At 63.3% G+C, this 5,180-nt stretch carries 8 protein-coding genes; 6 read left to right on the forward strand and 2 right to left on the reverse strand.

Annotation, left to right across the window (positions count from 1 at the left end; all coding sequences use genetic code 11):
* The first annotated feature begins 370 nt into the window (after nucleotides 1-370).
* From RMO18_RS14280 to RMO18_RS14290, 3 genes are all read left to right on the forward strand, one after another.
* Nucleotides 371-529: a DUF3309 family protein gene (locus tag RMO18_RS14280; protein ID WP_309666770.1), complete on the forward strand. Its 159-nt coding sequence runs from the start codon at nucleotides 371-373 to the stop codon at nucleotides 527-529.
* A gap of 81 nt (nucleotides 530-610) precedes the next feature.
* Nucleotides 611-940 (forward strand): TIGR03792 family protein, encoded by a 330-nt coding sequence (locus RMO18_RS14285; protein WP_309666772.1) that lies wholly within the window; start codon nucleotides 611-613, stop codon nucleotides 938-940.
* Nucleotides 941-972: 32 nt separating this feature from the next.
* Nucleotides 973-1,305, forward strand: a complete 333-nt coding sequence (locus RMO18_RS14290; protein ID WP_309666773.1) for a DUF4342 domain-containing protein — start codon at nucleotides 973-975, stop codon at nucleotides 1,303-1,305.
* 118 nt (nucleotides 1,306-1,423) lie between these two features.
* Here the strand turns inward: RMO18_RS14290 and RMO18_RS14295 are convergent, their stop codons facing one another.
* Nucleotides 1,424-2,044: a ParA family protein gene (locus tag RMO18_RS14295; RefSeq protein ID WP_309666774.1), complete on the reverse strand. Its 621-nt coding sequence runs from the start codon at nucleotides 2,042-2,044 to the stop codon at nucleotides 1,424-1,426.
* Nucleotides 2,045-2,321: 277 nt separating this feature from the next.
* Here RMO18_RS14295 and RMO18_RS14300 point away from each other — a divergent pair, with 277 nt between their 5' ends.
* Nucleotides 2,322-2,528 carry a cold-shock protein gene (locus RMO18_RS14300; RefSeq protein WP_309666776.1) on the forward strand — a complete coding sequence of 69 codons (207 nt, stop codon included), beginning with the start codon at nucleotides 2,322-2,324 and terminating at the stop codon, nucleotides 2,526-2,528.
* Between the two features lie 61 nt (nucleotides 2,529-2,589).
* Here RMO18_RS14300 and RMO18_RS14305 read toward each other — a convergent pair whose 3' ends face one another.
* Nucleotides 2,590-3,021, reverse strand: coding sequence for a hypothetical protein (locus tag RMO18_RS14305; RefSeq protein WP_309666778.1), 432 nt, complete (start codon nucleotides 3,019-3,021; stop codon nucleotides 2,590-2,592).
* A 262-nt stretch (nucleotides 3,022-3,283) separates the two neighbouring features.
* Between RMO18_RS14305 and RMO18_RS14310 the strand changes: the two genes are divergently transcribed.
* Nucleotides 3,284-4,030: a class II aldolase and adducin N-terminal domain-containing protein gene (locus RMO18_RS14310; protein WP_309666780.1), complete on the forward strand. Its 747-nt coding sequence runs from the start codon at nucleotides 3,284-3,286 to the stop codon at nucleotides 4,028-4,030.
* Nucleotides 4,031-4,254: 224 nt separating this feature from the next.
* On the forward strand, nucleotides 4,255-5,180 hold a 926-nt coding region (betC, locus tag RMO18_RS14315), incomplete at its 3' end, for a choline-sulfatase (protein ID WP_309666782.1).

The following is a 5,180-nucleotide window of genomic DNA, read 5'->3' on the forward strand; positions in this document are numbered from 1 at the left end:
GGCGGGGCCAACCCACCCCGCCCCGCCCGGAACAACGCGCACCCCACACCGCCGGGCAGCGCCCGACCGCCCCCTCAGCCGCGCGCTCCTCCACCCTCACCAGCGGAACCACCGCCGCAAGACGCTGACCCATAAACCGCCCAAACCCGCCGTTGCCGCGCCCACCCGGCGGTCAAGCGCTGCCCCTGTGGTGTCAACGCGACAAAGGCATCGTAGGGTGCGCTACAGCGCACCATGTTCGTCATCGACCAAGCCGACGCCCACGACGGTGCGCTGCAGCGCACCAACTCCGCCCTCCGGAACCATTCCCCCCCGCACACGTTATACCCAGTCCGCCCCACTCCGGCTGCGGCCCCAACAGGTGCACCCCATGTCCCTCGGCACAATCCTTCTCATCATCCTGATCCTCGCCCTGGTCGGCGCGCTGCCGACCTGGGGCCATTCCCGGTCCTGGGGGTACGGCCCGTCGGGCGGCCTTGGGCTTTTGGTGGTCATCTTGCTGATTCTGGTGCTGATGGGCCGCATCTGACGACATAACGCGCACGGGGTCGCTCCAACACACCTCTGCGGCCCCCCTTTCCGCACGCGCCGTCCGGCGCTATCAAAGCGCATGGTCATCGAACACCTCACCCTCCACATCCCCCTCGCCCTCCGCCAGAGGTTCCTCAAGGCCGACGGCGAGGTCTGGACGGCCACCCTTGCAGCCCGGCCCGGCTTTCTCGGCAAGGAGACCTGGGCCGACGCCACCGACCCCGAAACCCTGCACCTGATCATCCGCTGGCAGACCCGCGCCGCGTGGAAAGCCGTCCCCGCCGCCCTCCTGAACGAAGCCAATGCCCGGATGACCGCCGCCATGGGCCAGCCCTGTCCCGTCCTCACCTGCACCGACCTCGACGTTCTTGATCCACATCAACGCCACCCCGGTCCCCCGGCGGCATAGTCCTTGCGTCACCCAAGCAACCGGAGGCTGCCATGACCGACCAGGAAACCACGCTCAAAGAACCTGAAACCCCGACCGAACCGCAGAAGAAACGCACCTGGACCGAAGAGATCGAGGTTGCGGGCGATCAGTTGGTGGCTTCCGTCAAACGCCTCGCCGCCGAAGGGCAGGTCAAGCGCATCCGCATCACCGAGCCGGATGGCGATCTGATCGTGGAACTGCCGCTGACCATCGGCGCCATTGCCGGCGGTGCTGTCGTGCTTGCGGCCCCGTTGCTGGCCATCATCGGCGCGATTGCGGCCTTCGTCACCAAGGTCAAGATCGAGGTCGTGCGCAGCGGCGCGGACGACAAACCCAAGTCCTGACACCAAAGTAGGGTGCGCCACAGCGCACCTTACACCTCGCGATCCTTAACAAACAGTGAATCCAGTCAACCTAACCCATTGATTTATAAAGAACCACAATGATGTCCACGCGTGGACATCACCCCAACAGCCCCAGAACCTCCTCGGCCAAAGCCGCCACCTCAACGGCCCCCGGCCCCCGGGTCTCCACGACCGAAGCCCCCTCCCCAAGGCTCCGAGCATAGGCCACCCGCGACCCCAGCCGCGCCGCCGCAACGGCCCCCACCAGCCCCGCCGCCGCGAACACCTCCGCCCCCAGCCGCGACCCCGCCTTGCCCCGGTTCATCACGATCAACGCCCGCCGCCCCTCGCGCCCGACCAGATCGAACACCCCATCCGTCGCCCACAGATCCACCATCGACTCCGCCACCGGAACCAGCACCAGATCCGCCTCCCTCAGGGCAGGCCGCAAATCCGCATCCACCTTCGGCGGGGTATCGACGATCACGATGTCCACCAACTTCCGCAACTTCTCGCACTCATACCCAACGCCCCAGGCCGACGCGGTGGAAAACTCCATCCCCGCCTCTTCCAACCGCGCCCGCCGGGCCAGAAACCACCGCCCAAGGCTGCCCTGCGGGTCGGTGTCCAGCACCGCCACCGTCAGCCCCCGGCGAACGAACTCCACCGCCAGATTTACTGCCAGCGTCGTCTTTCCGGCCCCGCCCTTCTGCTGCGCGATCGTCAAAACCTTGCCCATGGCGAATCTCCCGTTGCCGCATTGCAGCATAGCCCGCTAAAGCCCCAGCGCACAGACATTGCCGATGGCTGCGCCGATCCGCGCCGGAGCCAATGCCTTCGGCCGCCTCCGACCCGCTCAGCGGGTCTTGATTTTCCGGGAGACCATGGCAAATTCTTCGCTGCGACGTTAACTTCTCGACCACTGTCTCCGTGCATCGGCCACAGCAATCGACCACAAGCTGACGGAGCCAGGCCGTCGCACTCTCGCGGGCGGCAATCAAACGGGAGACCTCACGATGGCCAAGGGCACCGTGAAACGGTTCAATGAAACCAAAGGCTACGGATTCATTGCGCCGGAAGGCGGAAGCAAGGATGTGTTCGTGCACATCACCGCACTGGAGCGCGCAGGGCTGCGCAGCTTGAAGGACGGACAGGCAGTGACGTTCGATATAGAGGTCGGACGCGACGGGCGCGAGTCGGCAACGAACCTGACTCTTGCCTGATCGAAAACCAGCAGGCCCATGGCCGTGCAGAGATCGGCCATCCGATCCCGTTTCGTCAGCCTCAGGACATGTGCAATGTCAGCCGATCGCGAAGCACATGCTCGAAACCGATGCGAAAGGTTGTCTCCGACGCAGCCGCAGGCAGGCAGACGGCGGTTCTGCGGCCAAGTGGATAGGCTGGCACGTCAAATTCGCGGCTCACAAGCATCACCCGCATTTTCGCGTCGGCAGCGATCAGCGTTGCGATGGCACGCTCGGCAGCTTCGATCCCGCCAAAGCTGTCACATTCCATCACGAACAGATCATATCCGAACGGGTCGTCGATGATCGCTGCAAGGGCATTGTAGACCTCGCTGTCGGTATCGACACTGCAGCCGTATTCGACAAGTCGTTGCCGCATCAGTTCGTCTCGGTCATTCGTCAAGAGCATCACGCGCGCACCAAAGCAGTTGTGCGTAATCTGACGGTGGTAGATCTTTGAAATGATTTGCACGCGCACTTGCCTCCTGCCTCACAAACCCAAAATGACCCACGATTGCGGTCTACATTTGCCAGAAATAAGAAGCTTTGCGGGTAAATTCATCCAGATTGTGCCATTTTCAAGCAGAGGTTGCGGATGCTCATAGACCCTGCAACGCCAAGGTTGCAAGTTTTGTCTCTTGGGTTCAGCCTAGCTTCATCGGCCATCGCCTTGCCAGTCCGATCTTTGTAGACCTGCCACAGGTGCCACGAATCGCCCGCCGAGGAGACCACAGATGAACAGCCACGCAAACCTCACGCATTGGGCAGACCGAACGGACCTCGCCGCTGTCTTTCGCTGGACAGCGCGTCTCAATATGCACGAAGCGGTGGCAAACCACTATTCTTTTGCAGTGAACCCTGACGGCTCCCGGTTTCTGATCAACCCGAACGGCCGCCACTTCGCCCGTATTACCGCCTCCTCGCTGATCGAAATCGACGCCAATGATCCTGCCACGATGGACCGGCCCGATGCCCCCGACCCCACCGCCTGGGGCCTGCATGGTGCGATCCATCGCGCGTTGCCACATGCCCGCTGCGTGATGCATGTCCATTCGATGCACGCAACCGTGCTGGCCAGCCTCGCAGACTCGCGGCTGCCGGCGATCGACCAGAACTCCGCGATGTTCTACAACCGCATGGTCGTTGATGACCACTACGGCGGCATGGCGTTCGAGGCCGAGGGCGCGCGCTGTGCCGCCCTGCTGGCTGACCCGAAAGTCACGACGCTGGTGATGGGCAACCACGGCATCCTGATCATCGGCCGCAGCGTGGCGGAGACGTTCAACCGTCTTTACTACTTTGAGCGCGCTGCCGAGACTTACATCCGCGCCCTGCAGACCGGCCGCCCGCTGCGCGTTCTGCCAGAGGCGATTGCCGAAAAGACCGCGCAGGAATGGGACGCCTATCCCGGTTTCGCCGACGCGCATCTGTCGGAAATCAAAGCGATGCTTGACGCCGACGACCCGGGCTATGCTGGCTGACATGCCACGTCACCGAGTTGTCGGTGGATCATGGGTGCGTACAGGTCGCGCACTGGCCCCGACTGCAGCCAGCGACATCCAAGCCGCATTTGGCGCCCGACTCCGTTGACCCTTCGCATGGCGTCTTTTGTGGCGGTTTTGCGAGGCGGACGTCGGTCGCGGCGCAGACGATCCGAAACGCACAAGACAACGCTGCGCCTGATGCCGTTCCAGAAAGGCCGTCCATGTCGAAATCGCCCAACATCCTGATCCTGATGGTCGATCAACTGAACGGCACGCTGTTCCCTGACGGCCCAGCCGATTTTCTGCACACTCCGAACCTCCTCCGTCTCGCCGCCCGGTCCGCCCGTTTTGCCAACGCCTACACCGCCTCGCCGCTGTGCGCCCCGGCGCGTGCGTCCTTCATGTCGGGCCAGCTGCCCTCGCGCACCCGTGTCTATGACAATGCCGCCGAATTTGCCTCCGACATCCCGACCTATGCCCACCACCTGCGCCGCGCGGGCTATTACACCGCGCTTTCGGGCAAGATGCATTTCGTGGGCCCGGACCAGCTACATGGCTTCGAGGAGCGGCTCACGACCGACATCTACCCCGCCGATTTCGGCTGGACGCCGGACTATCGCAAACCGGGGGAGCGCATCGACTGGTGGTATCACAACCTCGGCTCAGTCACCGGCGCGGGGGTGGCAGAGATCACCAACCAGCTGGAATATGACGATGATGTCGCGCATCAGGCCACACAGAAACTGTACGATCTGTCACGCGGTGCCGATGATCGCCCCTGGTGCCTGACGGTCAGCTTTACCCACCCGCACGACCCGTTTGTCGCCCGCCGAAAGTACTGGGACCTGTATGAGGCGGCCCCCGAACTGGCCCCGCCCACCCCCATCGCCTACGCCGACCAAGACCCCCATTCCCAACGCCTGATGGACGCGTGTGACTTCACCGCGTTCGACCTCACCCCCGAAAACATCCGCTGCTCCCGCCAAGCCTATTTCGCCAATATCTCCTACATCGACGATAAAATCGGCGAGCTGCTAAACGCGCTAGACGCCACGAGACAAGAGGCCATCATCCTCTTCGTCTCCGACCACGGCGAAATGCTGGGCCGTCGCGGCCTCTGGTTCAAAATGAACTTCTTTGAAGGTGC

Origin of the sequence: Tabrizicola sp. (assembly GCF_031377265.1) — a bacterium.
In the GTDB taxonomy this organism is placed as follows: Bacteria; Pseudomonadota; Alphaproteobacteria; order Rhodobacterales; family Rhodobacteraceae; genus JAUYQR01.